Source organism: Pseudomonas sp. BCA17 (genome assembly GCF_004519405.1).
Taxonomy (GTDB): Bacteria; Pseudomonadota; Gammaproteobacteria; order Pseudomonadales; family Pseudomonadaceae; genus Aquipseudomonas.
Window position 1 is genome coordinate 1 of sequence record NZ_SGWI01000008.1, and the last position, 26,717, is coordinate 26,717.

General features: G+C 54.8%; 31 protein-coding genes and 4 tRNA genes. All 35 read left to right on the forward strand.

What is annotated here, in order from left to right; all coding sequences use genetic code 11:
• Positions 1–94 precede the first annotated feature (94 nt).
• Positions 95–1,054, forward strand: a complete 960-nt coding sequence (gene birA, locus EXW71_RS24450) for a bifunctional biotin--[acetyl-CoA-carboxylase] ligase/biotin operon repressor BirA (RefSeq protein ID WP_134660482.1) — start codon at positions 95–97, stop codon at positions 1,052–1,054.
• Positions 1,044–1,793 (forward strand): pantothenate kinase, encoded by a 750-nt coding sequence (locus EXW71_RS24455; protein WP_123714346.1) that lies wholly within the window; start codon positions 1,044–1,046, stop codon positions 1,791–1,793. Before birA ends, EXW71_RS24455 begins: the two co-directional genes overlap by 11 nt.
• A 7-nt stretch (positions 1,794–1,800) precedes the next feature.
• Complete coding sequence (locus tag EXW71_RS24460; protein ID WP_134660483.1) at positions 1,801–2,247, forward strand: hypothetical protein; 447 nt, start codon at positions 1,801–1,803, stop codon at positions 2,245–2,247.
• Positions 2,248–2,390: 143 nt separating this feature from the next.
• Positions 2,391–2,475 (forward strand) — tRNA-Tyr (locus EXW71_RS24465).
• 24 nt (positions 2,476–2,499) lie between these two features.
• Positions 2,500–2,573, forward strand: a tRNA-Gly gene (locus EXW71_RS24470).
• Positions 2,574–2,599: 26 nt separating this feature from the next.
• Positions 2,600–2,675, forward strand: a tRNA-Thr gene (locus tag EXW71_RS24475).
• 162 nt (positions 2,676–2,837) lie between these two features.
• Positions 2,838–2,913: transfer RNA gene (locus tag EXW71_RS24480), tRNA-Trp, on the forward strand.
• A 45-nt stretch (positions 2,914–2,958) separates the two neighbouring features.
• Positions 2,959–3,327, forward strand: a complete 369-nt coding sequence (gene secE, locus EXW71_RS24485) for a preprotein translocase subunit SecE (protein ID WP_003194658.1) — start codon at positions 2,959–2,961, stop codon at positions 3,325–3,327.
• Positions 3,328–3,336: 9 nt separating this feature from the next.
• Positions 3,337–3,870: a transcription termination/antitermination protein NusG gene (gene nusG / locus EXW71_RS24490; RefSeq protein WP_134660484.1), complete on the forward strand. Its 534-nt coding sequence runs from the start codon at positions 3,337–3,339 to the stop codon at positions 3,868–3,870.
• A 117-nt stretch (positions 3,871–3,987) separates the two neighbouring features.
• Positions 3,988–4,419, forward strand: coding sequence for a 50S ribosomal protein L11 (gene rplK / locus EXW71_RS24495; RefSeq protein ID WP_003176435.1), 432 nt, complete (start codon positions 3,988–3,990; stop codon positions 4,417–4,419).
• Complete coding sequence (gene rplA, locus EXW71_RS24500) at positions 4,419–5,114, forward strand: 50S ribosomal protein L1 (RefSeq protein WP_025132370.1); 696 nt, start codon at positions 4,419–4,421, stop codon at positions 5,112–5,114. The genes rplK and rplA overlap by 1 nt, the downstream gene beginning before the upstream one ends.
• Positions 5,115–5,312: 198 nt before the next feature.
• A complete protein-coding gene (gene rplJ / locus EXW71_RS24505; RefSeq protein ID WP_123714343.1) occupies positions 5,313–5,813 on the forward strand; it encodes a 50S ribosomal protein L10 in 501 nt (166 codons plus the stop codon).
• 78 nt (positions 5,814–5,891) lie between these two features.
• A complete protein-coding gene (rplL, locus tag EXW71_RS24510) occupies positions 5,892–6,257 on the forward strand; it encodes a 50S ribosomal protein L7/L12 (RefSeq protein WP_123714342.1) in 366 nt (121 codons plus the stop codon).
• 219 nt (positions 6,258–6,476) lie between these two features.
• Positions 6,477–10,550, forward strand: coding sequence for a DNA-directed RNA polymerase subunit beta (rpoB, locus tag EXW71_RS24515; RefSeq protein ID WP_123714341.1), 4,074 nt, complete (start codon positions 6,477–6,479; stop codon positions 10,548–10,550).
• Between the two features lie 64 nt (positions 10,551–10,614).
• Positions 10,615–14,814: a DNA-directed RNA polymerase subunit beta' gene (rpoC, locus tag EXW71_RS24520; RefSeq protein WP_123714340.1), complete on the forward strand. Its 4,200-nt coding sequence runs from the start codon at positions 10,615–10,617 to the stop codon at positions 14,812–14,814.
• 216 nt (positions 14,815–15,030) lie between these two features.
• Positions 15,031–15,402 carry a 30S ribosomal protein S12 gene (rpsL, locus tag EXW71_RS24525; protein WP_002555494.1) on the forward strand — a complete coding sequence of 124 codons (372 nt, stop codon included), beginning with the start codon at positions 15,031–15,033 and terminating at the stop codon, positions 15,400–15,402.
• Between the two features lie 118 nt (positions 15,403–15,520).
• On the forward strand, positions 15,521–15,991 hold the full coding sequence (rpsG, locus tag EXW71_RS24530; RefSeq protein WP_002555493.1) for a 30S ribosomal protein S7: 471 nt from the start codon (positions 15,521–15,523) through the stop codon (positions 15,989–15,991).
• Positions 15,992–16,021: 30 nt separating this feature from the next.
• Complete coding sequence (gene fusA / locus EXW71_RS24535; protein ID WP_123714339.1) at positions 16,022–18,127, forward strand: elongation factor G; 2,106 nt, start codon at positions 16,022–16,024, stop codon at positions 18,125–18,127.
• Positions 18,128–18,157: 30 nt separating this feature from the next.
• Positions 18,158–19,351, forward strand: coding sequence for an elongation factor Tu (gene tuf / locus EXW71_RS24540; RefSeq protein WP_123714338.1), 1,194 nt, complete (start codon positions 18,158–18,160; stop codon positions 19,349–19,351).
• Positions 19,352–19,509: 158 nt separating this feature from the next.
• On the forward strand, positions 19,510–19,821 hold the full coding sequence (rpsJ, locus tag EXW71_RS24545; protein ID WP_003186070.1) for a 30S ribosomal protein S10: 312 nt from the start codon (positions 19,510–19,512) through the stop codon (positions 19,819–19,821).
• A gap of 81 nt (positions 19,822–19,902) precedes the next feature.
• On the forward strand, positions 19,903–20,538 hold the full coding sequence (rplC, locus tag EXW71_RS24550) for a 50S ribosomal protein L3 (RefSeq protein WP_003194649.1): 636 nt from the start codon (positions 19,903–19,905) through the stop codon (positions 20,536–20,538).
• Positions 20,539–20,550: 12 nt separating this feature from the next.
• Entirely contained in the window at positions 20,551–21,153 is a 603-nt protein-coding gene (gene rplD, locus EXW71_RS24555; protein WP_003176424.1) for a 50S ribosomal protein L4, read from the forward strand.
• On the forward strand, positions 21,150–21,449 hold the full coding sequence (gene rplW / locus EXW71_RS24560; protein ID WP_002555488.1) for a 50S ribosomal protein L23: 300 nt from the start codon (positions 21,150–21,152) through the stop codon (positions 21,447–21,449). The genes rplD and rplW overlap by 4 nt, the downstream gene beginning before the upstream one ends.
• A gap of 14 nt (positions 21,450–21,463) precedes the next feature.
• Positions 21,464–22,288, forward strand: a complete 825-nt coding sequence (rplB, locus tag EXW71_RS24565) for a 50S ribosomal protein L2 (protein ID WP_003186055.1) — start codon at positions 21,464–21,466, stop codon at positions 22,286–22,288.
• A gap of 16 nt (positions 22,289–22,304) precedes the next feature.
• Positions 22,305–22,580 carry a 30S ribosomal protein S19 gene (gene rpsS / locus EXW71_RS24570; RefSeq protein ID WP_002555486.1) on the forward strand — a complete coding sequence of 92 codons (276 nt, stop codon included), beginning with the start codon at positions 22,305–22,307 and terminating at the stop codon, positions 22,578–22,580.
• A gap of 11 nt (positions 22,581–22,591) precedes the next feature.
• A complete protein-coding gene (gene rplV, locus EXW71_RS24575; RefSeq protein WP_003103908.1) occupies positions 22,592–22,924 on the forward strand; it encodes a 50S ribosomal protein L22 in 333 nt (110 codons plus the stop codon).
• Between the two features lie 13 nt (positions 22,925–22,937).
• The gene (gene rpsC, locus EXW71_RS24580) at positions 22,938–23,624 is read left to right on the forward strand and encodes a 30S ribosomal protein S3 (RefSeq protein WP_003176422.1); all 687 of its coding nucleotides are present in this window, start codon (positions 22,938–22,940) and stop codon (positions 23,622–23,624) included.
• A gap of 12 nt (positions 23,625–23,636) precedes the next feature.
• A complete protein-coding gene (gene rplP / locus EXW71_RS24585) occupies positions 23,637–24,050 on the forward strand; it encodes a 50S ribosomal protein L16 (protein WP_003176421.1) in 414 nt (137 codons plus the stop codon).
• Complete coding sequence (gene rpmC, locus EXW71_RS24590) at positions 24,050–24,241, forward strand: 50S ribosomal protein L29 (RefSeq protein WP_002555481.1); 192 nt, start codon at positions 24,050–24,052, stop codon at positions 24,239–24,241. The genes rplP and rpmC overlap by 1 nt, the downstream gene beginning before the upstream one ends.
• A 2-nt stretch (positions 24,242–24,243) precedes the next feature.
• Positions 24,244–24,510 carry a 30S ribosomal protein S17 gene (gene rpsQ, locus EXW71_RS24595; RefSeq protein WP_003176419.1) on the forward strand — a complete coding sequence of 89 codons (267 nt, stop codon included), beginning with the start codon at positions 24,244–24,246 and terminating at the stop codon, positions 24,508–24,510.
• A gap of 23 nt (positions 24,511–24,533) precedes the next feature.
• Positions 24,534–24,902 (forward strand): 50S ribosomal protein L14, encoded by a 369-nt coding sequence (rplN, locus tag EXW71_RS24600; RefSeq protein ID WP_002555479.1) that lies wholly within the window; start codon positions 24,534–24,536, stop codon positions 24,900–24,902.
• A gap of 11 nt (positions 24,903–24,913) precedes the next feature.
• Positions 24,914–25,228 (forward strand): 50S ribosomal protein L24, encoded by a 315-nt coding sequence (gene rplX / locus EXW71_RS24605; RefSeq protein WP_007896770.1) that lies wholly within the window; start codon positions 24,914–24,916, stop codon positions 25,226–25,228.
• Between the two features lie 22 nt (positions 25,229–25,250).
• Entirely contained in the window at positions 25,251–25,790 is a 540-nt protein-coding gene (rplE, locus tag EXW71_RS24610) for a 50S ribosomal protein L5 (protein WP_003194642.1), read from the forward strand.
• A 13-nt stretch (positions 25,791–25,803) separates the two neighbouring features.
• Positions 25,804–26,109: a 30S ribosomal protein S14 gene (rpsN, locus tag EXW71_RS24615; RefSeq protein WP_003176414.1), complete on the forward strand. Its 306-nt coding sequence runs from the start codon at positions 25,804–25,806 to the stop codon at positions 26,107–26,109.
• A 208-nt stretch (positions 26,110–26,317) separates the two neighbouring features.
• The gene (rpsH, locus tag EXW71_RS24620; RefSeq protein WP_010566853.1) at positions 26,318–26,710 is read left to right on the forward strand and encodes a 30S ribosomal protein S8; all 393 of its coding nucleotides are present in this window, start codon (positions 26,318–26,320) and stop codon (positions 26,708–26,710) included.
• The last annotated feature ends 7 nt before the right edge of the window (positions 26,711–26,717 follow it).

Genomic DNA, 26,717 nt, shown 5'->3' on the forward strand with positions numbered 1-26,717 from the left:
ATACAAAGGGCCGATGACTGCTCGCGCTCGGCCTTTCTATGCAATGGCTTTGTGCATGGCTATCATGCGTGCCTCATCGTGAGGCGATATTTGCATGTTGACGTTGCTAGAACTTCTAAAAGATGGCCGATTCCATTCTGGTGAGGCGCTGGGTGCCGCTCTGGGTATAAGCCGTAGTGCTGTTTGGAAGCAGCTCCAGCATCTTGAGGCTGAGTTGAATCTGCCCATCCATAAAGTCCGAGGCAGGGGATATCAACTTGCGTCCCCATTGGCGTTCCTGAATGCCGAAGAAATTGCAGTCAATACAGGTTCTATGGAGTGGCCTGTCTACATTTCCGATTCTATTGATTCCACTAACGCCGAGGCTTTACGTCTTGTCGATGGCGGCTGCGTTGCGCCGTTCCTGGTACTTGCTGAGCAGCAAACGGCAGGGCGTGGAAGGCGCGGTCGCAAATGGGTCAGTCCGTTCGCGCAGAATCTGTATTACAGCCTCGTATTGCGTGTTGATGGAGGGCTGCGTCAGTTGGAGGGCCTTAGCCTTGTCGTGGGCTTGGCGGTCATGCAGGCTCTGCGTGAGTCAGGTGTGCATAGGGCTGCTTTGAAGTGGCCAAACGATGTTTTGGTTGAGGATAAAAAAATTGCCGGTATTTTGCTGGAGTTGGTGGGGGATCCTGCTGACATCTGTCACGTTGTGCTCGGCATCGGTATTAATGTGAATATGCAGAAAGCGGTCGAGGTTGATCGGCAGTGGACTTCGGTTCAATTGGAGACCGGCTCTTCTATTGATCGAAACCAATTGGTTGCCAGGCTGGGTTTGCAATTGGGGGGCTATCTGGACCGACATAAAAGCCATGGCTTCGCTGCTCTCCAGGAAGAGTGGGAGCAAAATCATTTGTGGCAGGGTAGGGCTGTGTCTCTCATAGCGGGCGTCAACCAAATTGATGGGGTAGTGCTGGGTATCGATCATCAGGGGGCATTGCGCTTGAATGTTGATGGTGTCGAGAAAACATACAGCGGTGGTGAGTTAAGCCTGAGGTTGCGTGATGATTCTTGAGCTCGACTGTGGGAATAGCTTCATCAAGTGGCGTGTGCTGGGGCCGGATAAAGCCGGAGTCTTGGCCGAAGGTGTCGTTGGTTCGGATGCTTCATTGATTGAGAGCCTGCTCTCAGTTCCAGGTCTATTGCTGACGCGTTGCCGGCTGGTGAGTGTTCGAGCGCTCGAGGAGACCGATAAGCTGGTTGAGGTGCTGCAGCAGGCGTTTGGCGTCACCGTCTCGTGCGCAGCTTCAGCGCGCGAAATGGCAGGGGTGCGTAACGGCTATGACGAGTTCGAGCGACTGGGGCTTGATCGTTGGTTGGCAATGCTTGGGGCATTCAAGTTGAGCTCAGGTGCTTGTTTGGTCCTTGATTTCGGCACGGCGGCGACGGCGGATTTTATTGCGGCCGATGGTGAGCATCTGGGCGGCTTTATTTGTCCAGGGATGCCCCTGATGCGCAGCCAGCTGCGCACGCATACGCGAAAGATCCGCTACAACGATGCTGCTGCTGAGCAGGCGCTGGAGCAGTTCTCTCCGGGGCGTACCACTGTAGAAGCTGTTGAGCGAGGTTGTACGCTAATGCTGAGGGGGTTTGTGCTGACTCAGCTTGAGCTGGCTCGAAGCTATTGGGGGGATGAATTCTCGGTGTTCCTGACGGGTGGGGATGCTGACCTGGTCTCTGAGGTCGTTCCGCATGGGCGGCTCGTTCCGGATCTGGTGTTCGTTGGCCTGGCGATGGCGTGCCCTTTGTCCTGAGGTGTTTATGCGTTGGCTGTTTTTACTTTTGCTTGTGCTCAATGTCTTCTACTACATCTGGCATCAGCAAGAGGCTCCTTTGCGTGCGAAGGATGTCACTCCGTTGAGTCTTTATAAGGGGGCTCAGCAAGATATCCGACTGCTGAGCGAGTCTTCCGATGCGGTTTCCCGGCGCGATCGAGCCAAGGCTCCGGATGCTCAAAGTACCTGCTTATACATAGGTGGGTTCTCTGATCTGCGGCAGGCCCAGTCGCTTGAGCAGCGCCTCATAAGCTTGGATATAAAGGCCAAGGTCCAAATGCTGACCGTTCCGGATGCTGTCGGTTACTGGCTTCGCGTGTCTCCTGAAAGCAGGCGTCTGGCTGACGATCTACCATTTGAAAACCTTGCTAAGGAATTCAATGAGTTAAAACATAAAATAATGTTGTGCGAAGGCGTTGCAAGTCTCGAATAGTTTGCATAGAATGGCGCCCGCTTCGCAGTGAAGGCCTTTACGGTCTACAGTGTGAGGCGAAGGTCAATGCAGCTAACCTCATATTTTTAAATGAGAAAATGCTTGACAGAAGGTCGGCGTAATGTAAAATGCCGGCTCGCTTAGGAGGGGTTCCCGAGCGGCCAAAGGGATCAGACTGTAAATCTGACGTCTACGACTTCGAAGGTTCGAATCCTTCCCCCTCCACCATTTTTAGCGTGAGCTGCAAGCTCCGCGGGTATAGTTTAGTGGTAGAACCTCAGCCTTCCAAGCTGATGATGCGGGTTCGATTCCCGCTACCCGCTCCAAGTTTGCAGGTTGTGCAAGGTGTTTAGCTCTTGTAGCTCAGTTGGTAGAGCACACCCTTGGTAAGGGTGAGGTCAGCGGTTCAAATCCGCTCAAGAGCTCCATATGACAAGGCAGATATGAAAATATCTGCCTTTGTTTTAACAGCTTATCTCGGCTTGATCCTGTTGTGCTTGGCTTCGTTGTCAGGTGGTTTCAAGTCTCTTGGGGTTGGTTGTTGTAAAGTCTTTTTCAGGCCTGCATAATGGTCGGCCTGATTTTGTTTTAGGTCAGTAGCTCAATTGGCAGAGCGACGGTCTCCAAAACCGTAGGTTGGGGGTTCGATTCCCTCCTGACCTGCCAGATTCACGTGGTGTGTCTGGCTTTCTTTTCACAGGATCTTCATAGATGACTCCTAAGGCTGAAGCTCAAAGCTCTCGTTTCGATCTGGTCAAGTGGCTTGCTGTAGTCGCATTGGTGGTCGTAGGCGTTGTTGGCAATCAGTACTACTCTGCTTCGCCGATCCTGTATCGCGTGCTCGCTTTGCTTGCTCTTGCTGCTGTAGCTGCCTTTGTAGGCCTGCAGACTGCCAAAGGCAAGTCTTTCGCGGTCCTGGTAAAGGAAGCTCGCACCGAAATTCGTAAAGTCGTTTGGCCGACTCGCCAAGAAACCACTCAGACCACATTGATTGTCGTGGCTGTTGTTCTGGTTATGGCGTTGCTGTTGTGGGGGCTCGATTCCCTGCTCGGCTGGCTTGTTTCCTTGATTGTTGGCTAAGGGTGTCCCGTGGCTAAGCGTTGGTACGTTGTGCATGCTTACTCGGGTTACGAGAAGCACGTTATGCGCTCTTTGATAGAGCGCGTAAAGCTCGCAGGCATGGAAGAAGGCTTCGGCGAGATTCTGGTTCCCACTGAAGAAGTGGTTGAAATGCGGAATGGCCAGAAGCGCAAAAGCGAACGCAAGTTCTTCCCTGGCTACGTGCTGGTTCAGATGGACATGAATGAGGGTACTTGGCACTTGGTCAAGGACACTCCTCGCGTCATGGGTTTCATTGGCGGTACCGCCGATAAACCTGCTCCTATCACCGATAAAGAGGCAGAAGCAATTCTGCGTCGTATTGCGGATGGTAGCGACAAGCCTAAGCCGAAGACGCTGTTCGAGCCGGGTGAGGTTGTTCGTGTCACAGATGGTCCGTTTGCTGATTTCAACGGCACCGTCGAAGAAGTTAACTACGAAAAGAGCCGGATCCAAGTGGCGGTGCTCATTTTCGGTCGCTCTACTCCGGTAGAGTTGGAGTTCAGCCAGGTCGAGAAGGTCTAGCTGAGCAAGCATCCCAACCCCGCAGCCTTAGGCTGTGGGGTTTTGTCGTCACTGGGATAAACGCGCAAGTAACCGGGGAGCCTTTCGAGGCGTCTGAACCCGTAATTGGAGTGCCTCATGGCCAAGAAGATTACCGCTTACATCAAGCTGCAAGTGAAGGCCGCTCAGGCCAACCCTAGTCCACCCGTCGGTCCAGCTCTGGGTCAGCACGGCGTGAACATTATGGAATTCTGCAAGGCCTTCAACGCCCGTACTCAGGGTCTTGAGCCAGGTCTGCCGACTCCAGTGATCATCACTGTATACAGCGACCGTAGCTTCACTTTCGAAACCAAGTCGACCCCGGCTTCGGTTCTGTTGAAGAAGGCTGCAGGTCTGACTAGCGGTTCCGCTCGTCCTAACACCGTTAAAGTCGGCACTGTAACTCGTGCTCAGCTGGAAGAAATCGCGAAAACCAAAAACGCGGATCTGACTGCAGCTGATATGGATGCAGCCGTGCGTACCATCGCCGGTTCTGCTCGTAGCATGGGCCTTAACGTGGAGGGTGTGTAATGGCTAAGCTGACCAAGCGCCAAAAGGCTATCGCCGGCAAAATCGAAGCGGGCAAGGCCTACAACTTTGTAGACGCCGCCGCCCTGCTGACCGAGCTGTCGACTGTCAAGTTCAGCGAGTCCGTTGACGTTGCTGTAAACCTGGGTGTTGACCCACGTAAATCCGACCAGGTCGTTCGTAGCGCAACTGTGCTGCCACACGGTACTGGCAAGACTGTACGTGTTGCTGTGTTCACCCAAGGCCCGGCAGCTGAAGCTGCTCTGGCTGCTGGCGCTGATCGCGTTGGTATGGACGACCTGGCTGCCGAAATGAAAGGCGGCGACCTGAACTATGACGTAGTTATTGCCTCCCCGGATGCAATGCGCGTCGTTGGTCAGTTGGGTCAGGTCCTGGGTCCACGCGGCCTGATGCCTAACCCTAAAGTCGGCACCGTAACTCCAGACGTAGCTACCGCGGTTAAGAACGCCAAAGCTGGTCAGGTTCGTTATCGCACCGACAAAAACGGCATCATTCACACCTCCGTTGGCAAAGTCGGCTTTGATGCCGTCAAGCTGAAGGAAAACGTTGAGGCCCTGATCGCTGATCTGAAGCGTATCAAGCCAGCCTCCTCGAAAGGTATCTACGTTAAGCGCGTTACCCTGAGCACCACTATGGGCCCAGGTCTGGTCATCGACCAAGGCTCGCTGGACGTATAAAACACAGATTGACGCACGATATGCGTCAATCGAAAAAATTGGGGTCCCTGCCTGGCGGGGGCTATCCAAGACCGTAGGCGGCGCAAGTCTTAAACCACAAGCCTACGCAGATGGTGCTCCCGGTTCCTTACCGAATCAGACACCAAAACGACATCCGGCTTCGGCCAGATGAAACGGTAACAAGCAGGAGTTAAACCCGTGGCAATTAATCTCGAAGACAAGAAGGCCATCGTCGCTGAAGTCAACGAGGCTGCCAAAGCTGCTCTGTCCGCTGTCGTGGCTGATGCCCGTGGTGTGACAGTAGGCGCTATGACCGGACTCCGTAAAGAGGCTCGTGAAGCTGGCGTATACGTACGTGTTGTACGTAACACTTTGCTCAAGCGCGCTGTTGCTGACACTGAATACAGTGTTCTCAATGACGCGTTCACCGGCCCGACTCTGATTGCGTTCTCCACAGAGCATCCAGGCGCTGCTGCCCGTTTGTTCAAAGAGTTCGCCAAGAGTCAGGATAAGTTCGAGATCAAGGCAGCTGCGTTCGAGGGCAAGTTCCTCGCAGCTAACCAAATCGACGTACTGGCAACACTGCCGACCCGCGACGAAGCCATTTCGCAGCTGATGAGCGTGATTCAAGGCGCTACCAGCAAGCTGGCTCGTACTCTGGCTGCAGTTCGCGAGCAAAAAGAAGCTGCCGCAGCCTAAGGCTGAGCCACTTCTTTCGCGTATTTTTGTTTATTTCGATGGCCGCCTAGGCCGTCCCCCAATTCAGGAAATACAGTAATGTCTATCTCCCAAGAAGATATCCTCAACGCCGTAGCTGAAATGTCGGTTCTGCAGGTTGTTGAGCTGATCAAAGCTTTCGAAGAAAAATTCGGCGTTTCCGCTGCTGCTGCTTCCGCTGGTCCAGCTGTTGCTGTTGCCGCTGCTGAAGAGCAAACCGAATTCAACGTCATGCTGACCGAAGCTGGCGAGAAGAAAGTAAACGTGATCAAGGCAGTACGTGAACTGACCGGTCTGGGCCTGAAAGAAGCCAAGGCTGTAGTTGACGGCGCTCCTGCCATGGTTCTGGAAGCTGTTGCCAAAGACGCAGCTGACAAAGCCAAAGCAGTACTGGAAGAAGCAGGCGCTAAAGTCGAGCTGAAGTAAGCATCGACCTTGCGTCTCCAGCCCAAGCGTTAAGCTGAAGGCTGATGGCTGGTGGCTCTTGCCACCGGCCTTTTTCCGTTCTTGGCTGTCGACTCGGTCGCCGCCATTAACGTGCTGTAGCCACCCAATGCGGTGGTGCAAACCATGGGGTTTGCGAGATTTTCTGGCTGCTCCCGTCGGAGGGGCCAAACAAGCAGGTGACCAAGCTGGGGAACGCTGATGGCTTACTCATATACTGAGAAAAAACGTATCCGCAAGGACTTTAGCAAGTTGCCGGACGTCATGGATGTCCCGTACCTTCTGGCTATCCAGCTGGATTCGTATCGTGAATTCTTGCAGGCGGGAGCGACCAAAGATCAGTTCCGCGACGTGGGCCTGCATGCGGCCTTCAAATCCGTTTTCCCGATCATCAGCTACTCCGGCAATGCTGCGCTGGAGTACGTGGGTTATCGCCTGGGCGAACCGGCATTTGATGTCAAAGAATGCGTGTTGCGCGGTGTTACGTACGCCGTACCGTTGCGGGTAAAAGTCCGCCTGATCATTTTCGATAAAGAATCGTCGAACAAAGCGATCAAGGACATCAAAGAGCAAGAAGTCTACATGGGTGAAATCCCATTGATGACTGAAAACGGTACCTTCGTAATCAATGGTACCGAGCGTGTAATCGTTTCCCAGCTGCACCGTTCCCCGGGCGTGTTCTTCGACCACGACCGCGGTAAGACGCACAGCTCCGGTAAGCTCCTGTACTCCGCGCGCATTATTCCGTACCGCGGTTCGTGGTTGGACTTCGAGTTTGACCCGAAGGACTGCGTGTTCGTGCGTATCGACCGTCGTCGCAAACTGCCGGCTTCGGTGCTGCTGCGCGCGCTGGGTTATAGCACTGAGCAAGTGCTGGATGCCTTCTACACCACCAACATATTCAGCCTGAAGGATGAAACCCTCAAGCTGGAGCTGATTGCTTCGCGTCTGCGTGGTGAAATTGCCGTCCTGGACATTCAGGATGAGAAAGGCAAAGTCATCGTTGAGGCTGGCCGCCGTATCACCGCGCGCCACATCAACCAGATCGAAAAAGCCGGTATCAAAGAGCTGGAAGTGCCTCTGGACTACGTCCTGGGTCGCACTACCGCCAAAGTCATCGTTCACCCGGCTACAGGCGAAATCCTGGCTGAGTGCAACACCGAGCTGACCACTGAAATCCTGGCCAAAATCGCCAAGGCCCAGGTTGTTCGCATCGAGACTCTGTACACCAACGATATCGACTGCGGTCCGTTCATCTCCGACACTCTGAAGATCGACTCCACCAGCAACCAATTGGAAGCGCTGGTAGAGATCTATCGCATGATGCGTCCTGGTGAGCCACCGACCAAAGACGCTGCCGAAACCCTGTTCAACAACCTGTTCTTCAGCCCTGAGCGCTATGACCTGTCTGCGGTCGGCCGGATGAAGTTCAACCGTCGTATCGGTCGCACCGAGATCGAAGGTTCGGGCGTGCTGTGCAAGGAAGATATTGTTGCGGTCCTGAAGACCCTGGTCGACATCCGTAACGGTAAAGGCATCGTCGACGACATCGACCACCTGGGTAACCGTCGCGTTCGCTGCGTAGGCGAAATGGCTGAGAACCAGTTCCGCGTTGGCCTGGTGCGTGTTGAGCGTGCGGTCAAAGAGCGTTTGTCGATGGCTGAAAGCGAAGGCCTGATGCCGCAAGACCTGATCAACGCCAAGCCAGTGGCTGCAGCGGTGAAAGAGTTCTTCGGTTCCAGCCAGCTTTCCCAGTTCATGGACCAGAACAACCCGCTCTCCGAGATCACCCACAAGCGCCGTGTGTCCGCACTGGGCCCAGGTGGTCTGACCCGTGAGCGTGCTGGCTTTGAAGTTCGTGACGTACACCCGACGCACTACGGTCGTGTTTGCCCGATCGAAACGCCGGAAGGTCCGAACATCGGTCTGATCAACTCCCTGGCCGCTTATGCGCGCACCAACCAGTACGGCTTCCTCGAGAGCCCGTACCGCGTGGTGAAAGACGCACTGGTCACCGACGAGATCGTATTCCTGTCCGCCATCGAAGAAGCTGATCACGTGATCGCTCAGGCTTCGGCCACGATGAACGACAAGAAAGTCCTGGTCGACGAGCTGGTAGCTGTTCGTCACCTGAACGAGTTCACCGTCAAGGCGCCGGAAGACGTCACCTTGATGGACGTTTCGCCGAAGCAGGTAGTGTCGGTTGCAGCGTCGCTGATCCCGTTCCTGGAGCACGATGACGCCAACCGTGCGTTGATGGGTTCCAACATGCAGCGTCAAGCTGTACCGACCCTGCGCGCTGACAAGCCGCTGGTAGGTACCGGCATGGAGCGTAACGTAGCCCGTGACTCCGGCGTTTGCGTCGTGGCTCGTCGTGGCGGCGTGATCGACTCCGTTGATGCCAGCCGTATCGTGGTTCGTGTTGCTGATGACGAAGTGGAAACTGGCGAAGCCGGCGTCGACATCTACAACCTGACCAAATACACCCGTTCGAACCAGAACACCTGCATCAACCAGCGTCCGCTGGTGAGCAAGGGTGATCGCGTTCAGCGTAGCGACATCATGGCTGACGGCCCGTCCACCGACATGGGTGAGCTGGCTCTGGGTCAGAACATGCGTATCGCGTTCATGGCATGGAACGGCTTCAACTTCGAAGACTCCATCTGCCTGTCCGAGCGTGTCGTTCAAGAAGACCGCTTTACCACGATCCACATCCAGGAACTGACCTGTGTGGCACGTGACACCAAGCTTGGGCCAGAGGAAATCACTGCAGACATCCCTAACGTGGGTGAAGCTGCACTGAACAAGCTGGACGAAGCCGGTATCGTTTACGTAGGTGCTGAAGTTGGCGCAGGCGACATCCTGGTTGGTAAGGTCACGCCGAAAGGCGAGACTCAGCTGACTCCGGAAGAAAAACTGCTGCGTGCCATTTTCGGTGAAAAAGCCAGCGACGTTAAAGACACTTCCCTGCGTGTACCTACCGGTACCAAAGGTACTGTCATCGACGTACAGGTCTTCACCCGTGACGGCGTTGAGCGTGATGCTCGTGCACTGTCCATTGAGAAGACTCAGCTCGACGAGATCCGCAAGGATCTGAACGAAGAGTTCCGTATCGTTGAAGGCGCGACCTTCGAACGTCTGCGTTCCGCTCTGGTAGGCCACAAGGCTGAAGGCGGCGCAGGTCTGAAGAAAGGTCAGGACATCACCGACGAAGTTCTCGACGGTCTTGAGCACGGCCAGTGGTTCAAACTGCGCATGGCTGAAGATGCTCTGAACGAGCAGCTCGAGAAGGCCCAGGCCTACATCGTTGATCGCCGCCGTCTGCTGGACGACAAGTTCGAAGACAAGAAGCGCAAACTGCAGCAGGGCGATGACCTGGCTCCAGGCGTGCTGAAAATCGTCAAGGTTTACCTGGCAATCCGTCGCCGCATCCAGCCGGGCGACAAGATGGCCGGTCGTCACGGTAACAAGGGTGTGGTCTCCGTGATCATGCCGGTTGAAGACATGCCGCACGATGCCAATGGCACCCCGGTCGACGTCGTCCTCAACCCGTTGGGCGTACCTTCGCGTATGAACGTTGGTCAGATCCTTGAAACCCACCTGGGCCTCGCGGCCAAAGGTCTGGGCGAGAAGATCAACCGTATGATCGAAGAGCAGCGCAAGGTCGCTGACCTGCGTAAGTTCCTGCACGAGATCTACAACGAGATCGGCGGTCGCAACGAAGAGCTGGACACCTTCTCCGACCAGGAAATCCTGGATCTGGCAAAGAACCTGCGCGGCGGCGTTCCAATGGCTACCCCGGTGTTCGACGGTGCCAAGGAAAGCGAAATCAAGGCCATGCTGAAACTGGCAGACCTGCCAGAAAGCGGCCAGATGCAGCTGTTCGACGGCCGTACCGGCAACAAGTTCGAGCGCCCGGTTACTGTTGGCTACATGTACATGCTGAAGCTGAACCACTTGGTAGACGACAAGATGCACGCTCGTTCTACCGGTTCGTACAGCCTGGTTACCCAGCAGCCGCTGGGTGGTAAGGCTCAGTTCGGTGGTCAGCGTTTCGGGGAGATGGAGGTCTGGGCACTGGAAGCATACGGTGCTGCTTACACTCTGCAAGAAATGCTCACAGTGAAGTCGGACGATGTGAACGGCCGGACCAAGATGTACAAAAACATCGTGGACGGCGATCACCGTATGGAGCCGGGCATGCCCGAGTCTTTCAACGTGTTGATCAAAGAAATTCGTTCCCTCGGCATCGATATCGATCTGGAAACCGAATAACACGTGACGCGAATCGAGAGCGGGGCTGTTTAGCCCGCTCTCTGCTCCGCCAGGAGGAAAGGCCTTGAAAGACCTACTGAATTTGCTGAAAAACCAGGGTCAAGTCGAAGAGTTCGACGCCATCCGTATTGGGTTGGCATCGCCTGAGATGATCCGTTCGTGGTCGTTCGGTGAAGTTAAAAAACCGGAAACCATCAACTACCGTACGTTCAAGCCTGAGCGTGACGGCCTGTTCTGCGCCAAGATCTTTGGCCCGGTAAAGGATTACGAGTGCCTGTGCGGTAAGTACAAGCGCTTGAAGCACCGTGGTGTGATCTGCGAGAAGTGCGGCGTTGAAGTTGCACTGGCCAAGGTTCGTCGTGAGCGCATGGCGCACATCGAATTGGCTTCGCCGGTTGCCCACATCTGGTTCCTGAAATCGCTGCCGTCCCGTATCGGCTTGCTGATGGACATGACCCTGCGTGATATCGAACGCGTTCTCTACTTCGAGAGCTATGTCGTTATCGATCCAGGCATGACCACCCTTGAAAAAGGCCAGCTGCTGAACGACGAGCAGTACTTCGAAGCGCTGGAAGAGTTCGGTGACGATTTCGATGCCCGCATGGGCGCCGAAGCTGTCCGCGAGCTGCTGCACGCTATCGACCTGGAGCACGAGATTGGCCGTCTGCGTGAAGAAATTCCGCAAACCAACTCCGAAACCAAGATCAAGAAACTGTCCAAGCGTCTGAAGTTGATGGAGGCCTTCCAGGGCTCCGGTAACTTGCCAGAGTGGATGGTGCTGACCGTTCTGCCGGTTCTGCCGCCAGACCTGCGTCCGCTGGTACCGTTGGATGGTGGCCGTTTCGCAACGTCCGACCTCAACGACCTGTACCGTCGCGTGATCAACCGTAACAACCGCTTGAAGCGCCTGCTTGATCTGTCCGCCCCGGACATCATCGTGCGCAACGAAAAGCGTATGTTGCAGGAAGCTGTCGATGCTCTGCTCGACAACGGTCGTCGTGGCCGCGCTATCACGGGTTCCAACAAGCGTCCTCTGAAATCCTTGGCTGACATGATCAAGGGTAAGCAAGGTCGTTTCCGTCAGAACTTGCTCGGTAAGCGTGTTGACTACTCCGGTCGTTCGGTAATTACCGTAGGCCCGACCCTGCGCCTGCACCAGTGCGGTCTGCCTAAGAAGATGGCGCTTGAGCTCTTCAAGCCGTTCATCTTCGGCAAGCTGGAAATGCGCGGTCTCGCGACCACCATCAAAGCGGCCAAGAAAATGGTCGAGCGCGAACTGCCTGAGGTTTGGGACGTTCTCGCTGAAGTGATTCGCGAACACCCGGTTCTCCTCAACCGTGCACCGACCCTTCACCGTCTGGGTATCCAGGCGTTTGAACCGGTACTGATCGAAGGCAAGGCTATCCAGCTGCACCCTCTGGTCTGTGCTGCGTACAACGCCGACTTCGACGGCGACCAAATGGCCGTGCACGTACCGCTGACACTGGAAGCCCAGTTGGAAGCACGTGCGTTGATGATGTCGACCAACAACATTCTGTCGCCAGCCAACGGTGAGCCAATCATCGTTCCGTCGCAGGACGTTGTATTGGGTCTGTACTACATGACGCGTGAAGCGATCAACGCCAAAGGCGAAGGTCGTGTGTTCGCTGACCTGCAAGAAGTTGACCGTGTGTTCCGTGCCGGCGAAGCCGCACTGCACGCCAAGGTTAAAGTGCGGATCAACGAAACCGTCAACGACCGTGACGGCGGCAGCGTGACCAGCACCCGTATCGTCGACACCACTGTCGGCCGTGCGCTGTTGTATCAAGTTGTGCCAAAAGGTCTGTCGTACGACGTCGTCAACCTGCCGATGAAGAAAAAGGCGATCTCCAAGCTGATCAACCAGTGCTACCGCGTGGTTGGTTTGAAAGAGACCGTTATCTTCGCTGACCAGTTGATGTACACCGGTTTTGCTTATTCGACCATCTCCGGCGTTTCCATCGGTGTTAACGACTTCGTTATCCCGGATGAAAAAGCCCGCATCATCGGTGCTGCCACCGACGAAGTGAAAGAGATCGAGAGCCAGTACGCTTCCGGCCTGGTAACCCAGGGCGAGAAGTACAACAAGGTAATCGACCTTTGGTCGAAGGCGAACGACGAAGTTTCCAAGGCGATGATGGCCAACCTCTCGAAAGAGAAAGTCATCGACCGTCATGGCAACGAAGTTGAGCAAGAGTCTTTCAACTCGATGTACATGATGGCCGACTCGGGCGCACGGGGTTCTGCTGCGCAGATCCGTCAGCTCGCCGGTATGCGTGGCCTGATGGCCAAGCCGGACGGTTCCATCATTGAAACGCCGATTACTGCGAACTTCCGTGAAGGTTTGAGCGTACTTCAGTACTTCATCTCCACTCACGGTGCTCGTAAAGGTCTGGCGGATACCGCGTTGAAAACGGCTAACTCCGGTTACCTGACTCGTCGTCTGGTAGACGTTGCGCAAGATCTGGTTGTAACCGAGATCGACTGCGGCACCGAGCACGGTCTGCTGATGACTCCGCACATTGAAGGCGGTGACGTTGTAGAGCCGTTGGGTGAGCGCGTATTGGGTCGTGTTATTGCCCGTGACGTATTCAAGCCGGGTACCGAGGACGTTATCGTTCCTGCCGGCACTCTGGTTGATGAGAAGTGGGTCGAGTTCATCGAACTCAACAGCATCGACGAAGTGATCGTTCGTTCGCCGATCAGCTGCGAAACCCGCTATGGCATTTGCGCCAAGTGCTACGGCCGTGACTTGGCTCGTGGTCACCAGGTGAACATCGGTGAGGCGGTCGGCGTAATCGCTGCCCAGTCTATCGGTGAGCCGGGTACCCAGCTGACCATGCGTACGTTCCACATTGGTGGTGCGGCAAGCCGGACCTCCGCAGCCGATAGCGTTCAGGTGAAAAATGGCGGTACCGTCCGTCTGCACAACCTGAAGCACGTTGAGCGAGTGGATGGCCACCTGGTTGCTGTGTCCCGTTCCGGTGAGCTGGCGATCGCTGATGACTACGGTCGTGAGCGTGAGCGTTACAAGCTGCCTTACGGTGCTGTGATTTCTGTTAAAGAAGGTGACAAGGTCGACGCTGGCGCAATCGTAGCCAAGTGGGATCCGCACACTCACCCAATCGTTACCGAAATGAAAGGTACCGTGACCTACGTGGGCATGGAAGAAGGCATCACGATCAAACGTCAGACTGACGAATTGACCGGTATGACCAACATTGAAGTACTCGACGCCAAAGATCGTCCAGCTGCCGGTAAAGACATCCGTCCAGCCGTTAAGATGGTTGATGACAACGGTAAGGATCTGTTGCTGCCAGGCACTGACGTAATCGCTCAGTACTTCCTGCCAGCCAACGCCCTGGTCGGTGTAGCGGATGGTGCGAAGATCGCGATCGGTGATGTTATCGCGCGTATCCCACAAGAAACTTCGAAAACCCGTGACATCACCGGTGGTCTGCCGCGTGTTGCCGACTTGTTCGAAGCTCGTCGTCCGAAAGAAGCGTCGATTCTGGCTGAAGTCAGCGGCACCATCGCCTTCGGTAAAGAGACCAAAGGCAAGCGCCGTCTGGTCATTACCCCGAACGACGGTTCCGATCCGTACGAAGAGCTGATTCCGAAGTGGCGTCACCTGAACGTGTTCGAAGGCGAACAGGTAAACCGCGGCGAAGTTATCTCCGACGGTCCGAGCGATCCACACGACATCCTGCGTCTGCTGGGTGTAAGTGCGCTGGCCAAGTACATCGTGAACGAGATCCAGGACGTTTATCGCCTGCAAGGCGTGAAGATCAACGACAAGCACATCGAGACCATCCTGCGTCAGATGCTGCGTAAAGTTGAGATCTCCGAGTCTGGCGATTCCAGCTTCATCAAGGGCGACCAGATGGAACTGACTCACGTACTGGTAGAGAACGAGAAGCTGGCAACGGAAGACAAGTTCGTCGCCAAGTTCACTCGCGTGCTGCTGGGTATCACCAAGGCGTCGTTGTCCACTGAGTCGTTCATCTCGGCGGCCTCCTTCCAGGAGACCACTCGCGTACTGACCGAAGCAGCGGTAACCGGCAAGCGCGATTACCTGCGCGGCCTGAAAGAGAACGTGGTCGTGGGTCGTCTGATCCCGGCTGGTACCGGTTTGGCTTACCACAGCGAGCGTAAACGCCGCCGTGATGCTGACAAGCCGTTGCGCGTAAGCGCCAGTGAAGTGGAAGCTGCACTGACCGAAGCGCTGAACTCAAGCGGTAACTGAGTTCTGCGATAAATAAGTCCGGGCCCTGGCACCCCCATTCGTCGGATCGAAGCATTATTGCTCCGGTTCGACGGGAGGGGAGGTCGGGGCCTTGCCTTGACTGGGGGCAAGATCCTCTTTAGACTCTTGTACCCCTAAATTTGGCGGGAATTCGTTCCTGCCATTTTGCTTTTCTTGCAAGACAATAGCGTCGCAAGACAACAGTGGAGCTAGTAGATGGCAACTATCAACCAGCTGGTACGTCAGCCGCGTAAGCGTATCGTCGAGAAATCCGACGTGCCTGCGCTGCAGAACTGCCCGCAACGTCGTGGCGTATGCACCCGTGTGTATACCACCACGCCGAAAAAACCTAACTCGGCACTGCGTAAAGTATGCCGTGTGCGCCTGACCAACGGTTTCGAGGTTTCCTCGTACATCGGCGGTGAAGGCCACAACCTGCAAGAGCACAGCGTGGTATTGATCCGCGGCGGTCGTGTAAAAGACTTGCCAGGTGTTCGTTACCACACCGTACGTGGCTCCTTGGATACTTCCGGCGTTAAAGGCCGTAACCAGGGTCGTTCGAAGTACGGTACCAAGAAGCCTAAGTAGTAGCGGCTTTTTGTAAACCTGAATCATCTTATTTTCTGAGTCGATAAGAGTAAGGTCGGAGGCGTCCCGAAAGGGCACCGATTCCGAGCGAACCTGAAGACCGTTTGAGGGCTTATCCATGCCAAGAAGACGCGTAGCAGCCAAGCGCGAAGTGCTTGACGATCCAAAATACGGAAGCCAAATTCTGGCCAAGTTCATGAACCACGTGATGGAAAGCGGCAAGAAAGCCGTTGCCGAGCGTATCGTTTATGGCGCGCTGGAAAAGGTTAAAGAACGCAAGAACAGCGACCCCCTGGAAATCTTCGAGAAAGCTCTCGACGCCATCGCTCCGCTGGTCGAAGTGAAGTCGCGCCGTGTAGGCGGTGCTACTTATCAGGTTCCGGTTGAAGTTCGCCCGTCCCGTCGTAACGCTCTGGCAATGCGCTGGTTGGTAGACTTCGCCCGTAAGCGCGGCGAGAAGTCTATGGCCCTGCGTTTGGCCGGCGAACTGTTGGACGCTGCTGAAGGTAAAGGTGCTGCTGTTAAGAAGCGTGAAGACGTGCACCGTATGGCTGAAGCCAACAAAGCTTTCTCGCACTACCGCTTCTAATTTTAGCTTCACTAATTTTGCGAGGGCTTTATGGCTCGTACTACTCCGATTAGCCGCTACCGTAACATCGGTATCGTCGCTCACGTGGATGCTGGTAAAACCACTACCACCGAGCGCGTACTGTTTTACACCGGCAAAAGTCACAAAATGGGCGAGGTGCATGACGGCGCCGCGACCACAGACTGGATGGTTCAGGAGCAGGAGCGTGGTATTACCATTACTTCTGCTGCTATTACCGCCTTCTGGAAAGGTTCCGAGAAGCAGTACAAAGACGAGCACCGTTTCAACGTAATCGATACCCCGGGTCACGTGGACTTCACCATTGAAGTTGAGCGTTCCCTGCGTGTACTCGACGGCGCTGTCGTTGTGTTCTGCGGCACCTCGGGTGTTGAGCCTCAGTCGGAAACCGTATGGCGTCAAGCCAACAAGTACGGCGTTCCACGTCTTGTTTATGTAAACAAGATGGACCGTGCTGGCGCCAACTTCCTGCGCGTGATCGGTCAGATCAAGCAGCGTCTGGGTCACACTCCGGTGCCTATCCAATTGGCTATCGGTTCCGAAGACAACTTCCAGGGTCAGATCGATCTGATCAACATGGAAGCGGTCTACTGGAACGATTCCGATAAAGGTATGGTTCCTGTTCGTAAGCCTATCCCTGAAGAGCTTCAGGAGCTGGCTGACGAGTGGCGCAACAACATGGTTGAGGCTGCTGCCGAAGCCAGCGAAGAGCTGATGAACAAGTACCTCGAAGGTGAAGAACTCACCAACGCGGAAATCAAGGCCGCTCTGCGTCAGCGTACTATCGCTGGTGAGATCGTCTTGGCTGTTTGCGGCTCCTCGTTCAAGAACAAGGGCGTTCCCCTGGTTCTCGATGCTGTGATCGACTACCTGCCTGCTCCAACCGATATTCCTGCTATCAAGGGTACCAACCCTGATAACGAGGAAGAAGAAATGGAGCGTCATGCAGACGACAGCGAGCCGTTCTCGGCCCTGGCGTTCAAGATCGCTACCGACCCATTCGTGGGTACCTTGACCTTCGTCCGCGTTTACTCGGGCGTGTTGGCATCCGGCGACGGCGTGATCAACTCGGTTAAAGGTAAGAAAGAGCGCGTGGGTCGTATGGTGCAAATGCACGCAAATGCCCGTGAAGAGATCAAGGAAGTACGCGCTGGTGACATCGCGGCCCTGATCGGCATGAAGGACGTCACCACCGGTGAAACTTTGTGCGACGCTGCTAAGCCAATCATCCTGGTTCGCATGGACTTCCCGGAGCCGGTTATTTCGGTTGCCGTAGAGCCTAAAACCAAGGATGACCAGGAAAAAATGGGTATCGCTCTGGGCAAACTTGCTCAGGAAGATCCATCTTTCCGCGTCAAGACTGATGAAGAGACTGGTCAGACGATCATCTCCGGCATGGGCGAGTTGCACCTGGACATCCTGGTTGACCGGATGCGCCGTGAGTTCAACGTCGAAGCCAACATCGGTAAGCCTCAGGTTTCCTATCGTGAGCGCATCACGAAGAACTGTGAAATCGAAGGCAAGTTCGTTCGTCAATCCGGCGGTCGTGGTCAGTTCGGTCACTGCTGGATCCGTTTTGCGCCTGCTGACGAAGGTCAGGAAGGTCTGCAATTCGTGAACGAAGTAGTTGGTGGTGTGGTTCCTAAGGAATACATCCCGGCTATCCAGAAGGGTATCGAAGAGCAGATGAAGAACGGTGTTGTTGCCGGCTATCCGCTGATCGGCCTGAAAGCAACCGTTTTTGACGGTTCTTACCACGACGTCGACTCCAACGAGATGGCGTTTAAGGTGGCTGCTTCCATGGCAACCAAGCAACTGGCCCAGAAGGGCGGTGGTGAGTTGCTTGAGCCAATCATGGCGGTAGAAGTTGTTACACCTGAAGACTATATGGGTGATGTCATGGGCGACCTTAACCGTCGTCGCGGCATGATCTTGGGTATGGAAGACACGGTTTCCGGCAAAGTGATTCGCGCCGAGGTTCCGTTGGGTGAGATGTTCGGTTATGCGACCGACGTTCGCTCCATGTCCCAGGGTCGCGCAAGCTACTCTATGGAATTCAAAAAATACAACACAGCTCCGGCGCACATCGCTGAAACTGTATCCAAAAAACAAGGCTGATTCAGTCCTTTAGGCAAGGAGTTAATTGTCGTGGCTAAAGAAAAATTTGATCGTTCCCTACCGCACGTAAACGTTGGCACTATCGGTCACGTTGACCACGGTAAAACCACTCTGACCGCTGCTCTGACTCGCGTCTGCTCCGAAGTTTTCGGTTCGGCTCGTGTTGACTTCGACAAGATCGACAGCGCACCAGAAGAAAAAGCTCGTGGTATCACCATCAACACCGCGCACGTTGAGTACAACTCGACTATTCGTCACTACGCTCACGTTGACTGCCCAGGTCACGCTGACTATGTGAAGAACATGATCACTGGTGCTGCCCAGATGGACGGCGCGATCCTGGTTTGCTCGGCCGCTGATGGTCCGATGCCACAAACCCGTGAACACATCCTGCTGTCCCGTCAGGTAGGCGTTCCGTACATCGTGGTTTACCTGAACAAGGCTGACCTGGTAGACGACGCTGAGCTGCTGGAACTGGTTGAGATGGAAGTGCGCGATCTGCTGAGCACTTACGACTTCCCAGGTGACGACACTCCGATCATCATCGGTTCTGCTCGTATGGCTCTGGAAGGCAAAGACGACAACGAAATGGGCACCACGTCCGTTCGTAAATTGGTTGAAACTCTGGACAGCTACATCCCAGAACCAGTTCGTCTGACCGACAAGCCGTTCCTGATGCCAATCGAAGACGTATTCTCGATCTCTGGTCGCGGTACTGTTGTGACTGGTCGTATCGAGCGCGGTATCGTTCGCGTTCAGGATCCACTGGAAATCGTTGGTCTGCGTGACACTACCGTCACCACCTGCACCGGTGTTGAAATGTTCCGCAAGCTGCTCGACGAAGGTCGTGCTGGCGAGAACTGCGGCGTTCTGCTGCGTGGTACCAAGCGTGACGACGTTGAGCGTGGCCAGGTTCTGGTTAAGCCAGGTTCGGTTAAGCCGCACACCAAGTTCACCGCAGAAGTTTACGTTCTGAGCAAGGAAGAAGGCGGTCGTCACACTCCGTTCTTCAAAGGCTACCGTCCACAGTTCTACTTCCGTACTACTGACGTGACCGGTAACTGCGAATTGCCAGAAGGCGTAGAAATGGTAATGCCAGGCGATAACATTCAAATGACTGTTACCCTGATCAAAACCATCGCTATGGAAGACGGTCTGCGTTTCGCTATCCGTGAAGGCGGCCGTACCGTTGGTGCTGGCGTTGTAGCTAAAATCATCGAGTAATTATCTCTTCTGAGATAGCTTCGATGTTTTGAGAAAGCCCCCGCTCAGCGGGGGCTTTTTTATTGGGTTGACACCTATCTGGGGCGTCTATAGAATTGCGCCTCCTTTTAACGGGCGCATTGCGCCCGGTGGGAATAGCAGCCGGAGTCTGAAATCCAATGCAAAATCAGCAAATCCGTATCAGGTTGAAGGCTTTTGACCATCGCCTGATCGACCAATCCACCCAGGAAATCGTGGAAACCGCGAAACGTACTGGTGCTCAAGTGCGTGGTCCAATTCCACTGCCTACCCGTAAAGAGCGGTTCACCGTTCTGGTCTCCCCGCACGTCAACAAAGACGCGCGTGACCAGTATGAGATCCGTACTCATAAGCGCGTACTGGACATCGTCCAGCCAACGGATAAAACCGTTGATGCACTTATGAAGCTCGATCTGGCGGCCGGTGTGGAAGTACAGATCAGCCTCGGCTAAGACTTGGGTCTTAGTCGTGTAACGCTCTGAAATGGGCGGCCATAGCGGGTGAAAGCCCCGTACACTCATGAGGTTTACAACATGACTATTGGTGTAGTCGGTCGTAAATGCGGTATGACCCGTATTTTCACCGAAGAAGGTGTCTCCATTCCGGTCACGGTCATTGAGATCGAGCCGAATCGCGTCACCCAGTTCAAAACTGAAGAAACCGATGGCTATCGTGCAGTGCAAGTCACTGTCGGCGAGCGTCGTGCTTCGCGCGTGACTGCTGCTCAAGCAGGTCACTTCGCTAAAGCAAACGTTGCAGCTGGTCGCACTGTTATGGAGTTCCGTCTTGAAGACGGCGACTACCAGGCTGGCGATCTGATCAACGCTGAAATCTTCGCCGCTGGTCAACTGGTTGATGTAACCGGTCAGTCCAAAGGTAAAGGCTTCCAGGGTACGATCAAGCGTTGGAATTTCCGTGGCCAAGACAACACTCACGGTAACTCCGTTTCCCACCGCGTCCCGGGCTCTATTGGCCAGTGCCAGACTCCTGGTCGTGTATTCAAGGGCAAAAAAATGTCCGGTCATATGGGCGCTGAGCGCGTGACCGTGCAGTCCCTCGAAGTAGTGCGCGTCGACGCTGAACGCAATCTGTTGTTGGTCAAGGGTGCTGTTCCTGGCGCTACTGGCGGCAACCTGGTTGTACGTCCAGCGGCCAAGGCTCGCGGTTAAGGGGAAGCTGACATGCAATTAAATGTAAATGACGCTCAAGCGATCGAAGTTTCCGAACTGACATTTGGCGGCGAATTCAACGAGACGCTGGTTCACCAAGCAGTCGTGGCCTACATGGCCGGCGGCCGTCAAGGTAGCAAGCAGCAAAAGACCCGTTCCGACGTACGTGGTGGCGGTAAGCGCCCTTGGCGTCAGAAAGGCACTGGCCGTGCTCGTGCCGGTACTATCCGTAGCCCAATCTGGCGTGGCGGTGGTACCACTTTCGCAGCTCGTCCACAGGATCACTCTCAGAAGCTCAACAAGAAGATGTACCGCGCAGCTCTGCGCTCCATCCTTGCTGAACTCGTGCGTACTGATCGTCTGGTCGTGGTTCAGGACTTCGCTGTTGAAAGTCCAAAAACCAAAGATCTGCTGGGCAAACTGAACAACATGAGCCTGACCGACGTTTTGATCGTGTCTGAAGCTGTTGATCAGAACCTGTACCTGGCTGCTCGCAACCTGCCACACGTTGATGTACGTGACGTGCAAGGTTCCGATCCAGTTAGTCTGATCGCATACGACAAGGTGTTGATCACCGTGTCGGCCGTGAAGAAATTCGAGGAGCTGCTGGGATGAACCAGGAACGCGTATTTAAAGTTCTGCTTGGCCCGCACGTTTCCGAAAAGGCTACGGTTCTGGCTGACAAGAAAGGCCAGTTCGTTTTCAAGGTTGCAACTGACGCAACCAAGCTGGAAATCAAGAAGGCCGTCGAAAGCCTGTTCAGCGTGAAAGTAGAGCGTGTTACTACCCTGAATGTTCTGGGTAAGAGCAAGCGCACTGCTCGCGGTCTGGGCAAGCGTAATGACTGGAAGAAGGCAGTTATCTCCCTTCAGCCAGGCCAAGATCTCGATTTCAGCAGCAGTGCTGAGTAAGGAAGGGGTGCATCATGGCAATCGTTAAATGCAAACCGACTTCCCCTGGCCGCCGTTTTGTGGTCAAGGTGGTCAACCAGGAGCTGCATAAAGGCGCTCCTCACGCACCGCTGCTCGAGAAGAAATCGAAGTCTGGTGGTCGTAACAACAATGGTCGTATTACCACTCGTCACATCGGTGGTGGCCATAAGCAGCATTATCGTCTGGTCGATTTCCGTCGCAACGACAAAGATGGCATCGCTGCCACTGTCGAGCGTATCGAATACGATCCAAACCGTACTGCTCACATCGCTCTGCTGCTGTACGCAGATGGCGAGCGTCGCTACATCATCGCCCCTAAAGGCGTGAGTGCTGGCGACCAGCTGATCGCAGGTGCTCTGGCACCGATCAAGCCGGGCAACGCTCTGCAACTGCGCAACATTCCAGTTGGTAGCACCGTACACGGCATCGAATTGAAGCCAGGTAAAGGCGCGCAAATCGCTCGTTCCGCTGGTGCTTCGGCTCAGCTGATCGCTCGTGAAGGTGTCTACGTGACCCTGCGTCTGCGTTCTGGTGAGATGCGTAAAGTGCTGGCTGAATGCCGTGCGACCCTGGGCGAAGTCTCGAACTCCGAGCACAGCCTGCGTTCGTTGGGTAAAGCTGGTGCCAAACGCTGGCGTGGCGTTCGCCCAACCGTTCGTGGTGTTGCCATGAACCCGGTTGACCACCCACACGGTGGTGGTGAAGGTCGTACCTCTGGTGGTCGTCATCCGGTATCGCCATGGGGCTTCCCGACTAAGGGCGCGAAGACTCGTGGTAATAAGCGTACCGACAAAATGATCGTCCGTCGTCGCAAGTAAATAGAGGGATACGACAGTGCCACGTTCTCTGAAAAAAGGTCCTTTTATTGATCTTCACCTACTGAAGAAGATCGAAGTGGCGGCGGAAAAGAACGATCGCAAACCAGTTAAGACCTGGTCGCGTCGTTCGATGATCCTGCCACAAATGGTCGGTCTGACCATCGCAGTACACAACGGTCGTCAACACGTCCCAGTTCTCGTTAACGAAGACATGGTCGGCCACAAACTGGGCGAGTTTGCCGGTACCCGCACTTATCGTGGGCACGTGGCAGACAAGAAAGCCAAGCGTTAAGGGGTTAGGAAATGGAAGTAGCCGCTAAGTTGTCGGGCGCTCGAATCTCCGCCCAGAAAGCCCGCTTGGTCGCCGACCAGATCCGCGGGAAGAAGGTGGGCGAAGCGCTCAACCTGTTGGCTTTCAGCAGTAAGAAAGCCGCCGAGATCATGAAGAAAGTGCTGGAGTCGGCCGTAGCCAACGCCGAGCATAACGAAGGCGCAGACGTTGATGACCTGAAGGTCAGCACCGTTTTCGTCAACGAAGGGCGTTCGCTGAAGCGCATCATGCCACGTGCCAAAGGCCGTGCTGATCGCATCGTCAAGCGGTCTTGCCATATCACTGTCAAGGTTGCTGACAAGTAACGGAGTCGAAGAGATGGGTCAGAAAGTACATCCCATTGGCATTCGCCTGGGAATCGTCAAGGAGCACACCTCCGTCTGGTACGCAGACGGTCGGACTTATGCGGACTACTTGTTCGCTGATCTGAAGGTGCGTGAGTATCTCCAAGACAAACTAAAAAGCGCGTCCGTAAGCCGTATCGATATCCATCGTCCGGCCCAAACTGCACGTATCACCATCCACACCGCTCGTCCAGGTATCGTTATCGGGAAGAAAGGTGAAGATGTTGAGAAACTGCGTCAGGACCTGACCAAGCAAATGGGTGTGCCTGTGCACATCAATATCGAAGAGATCCGCAAGCCGGAACTCGACGGTATGCTGGTTGCGCAGAGCGTAGCTCAGCAGCTGGAGCGTCGCGTCATGTTCCGTCGCGCTATGAAGCGCGCCGTACAGAACGCCATGCGCATTGGTGCCAAAGGCATCAAAATCCAAGTGAGCGGTCGTCTCGGCGGTGCTGAAATCGCACGTACTGAATGGTATCGCGAAGGTCGTGTGCCACTGCACACCCTGCGTGCCGACATCGACTATGCCAACTACGAAGCTCACACCACTTATGGTGTGATCGGTGTAAAGGTTTGGATCTTCAAAGGCGAAGTAATTGGTGGTCGCCAAGAAGAACTGAAACCACAAGCACCAGCGCCTCGTAAAAAAGCTGCTAAGTAAGGGGTACGCCAAATGTTGCAACCTAAGCGTACGAAGTTCCGCAAGCAGATGACAGGCCACAACCGTGGTCTGGCTCAGCGCGGTAGCAAAGTCAGCTTCGGCGAGTTCGCGCTGAAGTCTGTAGCTCGTGGTCGTCTCACCGCTCGTCAGATCGAGTCAGCGCGTCGTGCTCTGACCCGTCACGTAAAACGTGGCGGCAAGATCTGGATCCGTGTATTCCCGGACAAGCCGATCTCCAAAAAACCTCTCGAGGTTCGGATGGGTAAAGGTAAGGGTAACGTGGAATACTGGGTAGCCCAGATTCAGCCAGGCAAAGTCCTGTATGAAATCGAGGGTGTTTCTGAAGAGCTGGCGCGTGAGGCTTTCGCCCTGGCTGCTGCAAAGCTGCCGCTCGCCACCTCCTTTGTTAAACGGACGGTGATGTGATGAAAGCGAATGAACTTCGTGAAAAATCCGCACAGCAGCTGAACGAGCAATTGCTCGGCCTGCTGCGCGACCAGTTCAATCTGCGTATGCAGAAAGCAACTGGCCAGTTGGGGCAGTCTCATCTGCTCTCGCAAGTTAAGCGTGACATCGCTCGCGTGAAGACTGTGCTCAACCAGCAGGCAGGTAAGTGATCATGGCTGAAGCCGAAAAGACTGTCCGTACGCTGACTGGCCGTGTTGTCAGCGACAAGATGGACAAAACCATCACCGTTTTGATCGAGCGTCGCGTTAAGCACCCGATCTACGGTAAATATGTTAAGCGTTCGACTAAGCTGCACGCGCACGACGAAACCAATCAGTGCCACATCGGCGACAAGGTCACTATTCGTGAAACTCGTCCGCTGGCCAAGACCAAGTCTTGGGCACTGGTTGATGTTCTCGAACGCGCTGTGGAAGTCTAAGGACTAGGGGTCGGAGAAATTATATGATTCAGACTCAATCCATGCTCGATGTGGCCGATAACAGCGGCGCTCGCCGTGTTATGTGCATCAAGGTGCTGGGTGGCTCCCATCGTCGTTACGCTGGTATCGGTGACATCATCAAGGTTACCGTCAAGGAAGCAATTCCTCGCGGTAAAGTGAAAAAAGGCCAAGTGATGACTGCTGTTGTAGTCCGCACTCGTCACGGCGTACGTCGTGCTGATGGCTCCATTATCCGCTTTGATGGCAACGCTGCTGTTCTTCTGAACAACAAGCAAGAGCCTATCGGCACCCGTATCTTTGGGCCAGTGACCCGTGAACTTCGTACTGAGAAGTTCATGAAGATCGTCTCGCTCGCCCCAGAAGTGCTGTAAGGAGATCCGACATGCAAAAGATTCGTCGTGACGACGAGATCATCGTGATCGCCGGCAAAGACAAAGGTAAGCGCGGTAAGGTGCTGAAGGTTCTGGCTGATGACCGTCTGGTCGTTGGTGGTCTGAACCTGGTCAAGCGTCATACCAAGCCTAACCCGATGTCGGGCGTACAGGGCGGTATCGTCGAGAAAGAAGCGCCACTGCACGCTTCCAACGTCGCCATCTTCAACGGCGAAACCAACAAGGCTGATCGCGTTGGTTTCAAAGTAGAAGACGGTAAGAAAATTCGTGTCTTCAAGTCGACCCAAAAAGCGGTTGATGCTTGAACACTGCTAGGTAGATAAGACCATGGCACGACTACAAGAGATTTACCGGAAGGAAATCGCCCCTAAGCTTAAGGAAGAACTTAAGCTCGGGAACGTGATGGAAGTTCCGCGCGTTACCAAAATCACCCTGAACATGGGTCTGGGCGAAGCGATCGGTGACAAAAAAGTCATCGAGCACGCTGTTGCTGACCTGGAAAAGATCACCGGCCAGAAAGTCGTTGTGACCTACGCTCGCAAATCCATCGCTGGCTTTAAAGTCCGTGAAGGTTGGCCGATCGGCGTCAAAGTGACCCTGCGCCGTGAGCGTATGTACGAATTCCTGGATCGTCTGCTGTCGATCTCCCTGCCTCGGGTCCGCGACTTCCGCGGCCTGAATGCCAAGTCCTTCGATGGTCGTGGTAACTACAGCATGGGCGTAAAAGAGCAGATCATCTTCCCGGAAATCGACTACGACAAGATCGATGCTCTCCGCGGTCTGGACATCACCCTGACCACCACTGCCAAGAACGATGATGAAGGTCGCGCCCTGCTGCGTGCTTTCAAATTCCCGTTCCGCAACTGATTGGAGTAGGACCATGGCCAAGATGAGCATGAAAAACCGCGAGCTGAAGCGTCAGCTCACGGTTGCCAAGTACGCCAAGAAGCGTGCAGCACTGAAAGCGATCATCGTTGATCTGAACGCAAGTCCAGAAGCACGTTGGGAAGCGACAGTTGCCCTGCAGAAGCAGCCACGTGACGCAAGCGCTTCGCGCATGCGTAACCGCTGCCGCCTGACCGGTCGTCCACACGGCGTTTACCGCAAGTTCGGCCTCGGCCGTAACAAACTGCGTGAAGCGGCAATGCGTGGTGACGTACCTGGTCTGGTTAAAGCCAGCTGGTAAGTACTTTCGAAGTCCAGGTGGTTGGCGTCGCAAGATAACGACCACCGGTGACCTTGAATCTGGAACAAGCCCCTTTTGGGGCTTGTTTCATTTCCGGAGTGTGTCTAGAATACCCGGCTCGCCTGAGCCCGTGTTTTCTATGCCCGGAGATTCTCGGCGACATATGTAGCCGCAAGGCTAATTTTTTTGTATTAGGAGCGTCTAGCCCATGAGTATGCAGGACCCGTTAGCGGACATGCTAACTCGTATCCGTAATGCCCAGATGGCTGAAAAGTCCGTCGTAAGCATGCCATCTTCCAAGTTGAAGGTAGCTGTTGCCAAAGTCCTGAAAGACGAAGGCTACATTGCGGGTTATCAGATCAGCAGCGAAACCAAACCACTGCTGTCCATCGAGCTGAAGTACTTCGAAGGCCGTTCGGTCATCGAGGAAGTGAAGCGCGTTAGCCGTCCAGGCCTGCGTCAGTACAAGTCCGCTGAAGATCTGCCGAAAGTTCGTGGCGGTCTGGGCGTGTCTATCGTCTCCACCAACAAAGGTGTGATGACGGATCGTGCTGCGCGCGCTGCCGGTGTCGGCGGCGAAGTTCTTTGCACTGTGTTCTAAGGGGGGA